The organism is Salinispora sp. CH2A1_6, assembly GCF_056820975.1.
This window is the reverse complement of sequence record NZ_JBXEDG010000002.1, coordinates 1-1,011: the sequence shown is the minus strand read 5'-3', so window position 1 is coordinate 1,011 and position 1,011 is coordinate 1. Positions and strand designations below refer to the sequence as shown.

Below are 1,011 nucleotides of genomic sequence, written 5' to 3'. Positions count from 1 at the left end.
AGACGGTTGCCCCAGACCCTGGGCGGCCTGGTGTGGCTACCGTGGTCTACCAGCCGCGGGCTCGCCACTGGGGCAGGGCGGGGCGTTCTCGGCCCAACGTGGAGTCCTTGCCGTGGCCTGGGTAGAACCAGGTGTTGTCGGGTAGCCGGTCGAAGAGGCGCTGCTCGACATCGTCAATGAGCTGAGCGAAGCGTTGCGGGTCCTGCTCGGTGTTGCCGACCCCGCCGGGGAAGAGGCTGTCCCCGGTGAACAGGTGTGGGGTGCCGGATGGGTCCTGGTAGAGCAGGGCGATCGAGCCGGGGGTGTGCCCACGCAGGTGAATCACCTCCAGCGTGCAGTCGCCGACCGGGATGCGGTCGCCGTCGGCGAGGGGCTCCACCGTGATCGGTAGCCCGGGCGCGTCCTCGGCGTGCGCCAGCGGCCGGGCGCCGGTCTCGGCCACCACCTCTGCGAGTGCCAGCCAGTGGTCCATGTGCTGGTGGGTGGTGACCACCGTGGCGAGGCCGGCGGCGCCGATCAGGTCGAGTAGCCGGGGGGCCTCGTTGGCCGCGTCCACCAGGACCTGCTCGCCGTTGCTCCGGCAGCGCAGCAGGTAGGCGTTGTTGTCCATCGGGCCCACCGAGACTTTGGTGATGGTGAGTTGGCCCAACTCGCGGGTGGCTGGCGGGCCGCCGGGGGTGACGTCTCCGGTGTAGGTCATTGGTCGGTCAGATCCATTCGGGTGGGGTTGGTAGCGGGCCGTCCGGGGTGACGGTGAGCCGGGTGCCGCGGCTGCGGCCGATCAGCCAGGCGGCGAGGTGGGGCGCGGCGCCGCGCACCGTGGGGGCGGCGGTACGGTCGCCGACCACCAGCTCGTGCGCTCTGCCGTCGCAGCGCAGCACCATCGGCGGCGCGTCGGAGCGCCCGGCCAGCCCGGTGGCGACCTCGCGCAGCAGCCGCTGGCCGAACGCCTCCGGCCAGTCGGCGGGCTGGTAGTCGATGGCCAGGTCCACGTGGTGCACCTCGATCTCG

At 72.1% G+C, this 1,011-nt stretch carries 2 protein-coding genes; both read right to left on the bottom strand.

Features of this window, described 5'->3' with window-relative positions; translation table 11 throughout:
* Nucleotides 1-46: 46 nt before the first annotated feature.
* Nucleotides 47-700: an MBL fold metallo-hydrolase gene (locus AC1UKG_RS04865; protein ID WP_018223358.1), complete on the bottom strand. Its 654-nt coding sequence runs from the start codon at nt 698-700 to the stop codon at nt 47-49.
* Between the two features lie 7 nt (nt 701-707).
* Nucleotides 708-1,011, bottom strand: a 304-nt coding sequence (locus AC1UKG_RS04860; RefSeq protein ID WP_482643186.1) for a DinB family protein, incomplete at its 5' end; no start/stop codon positions are given.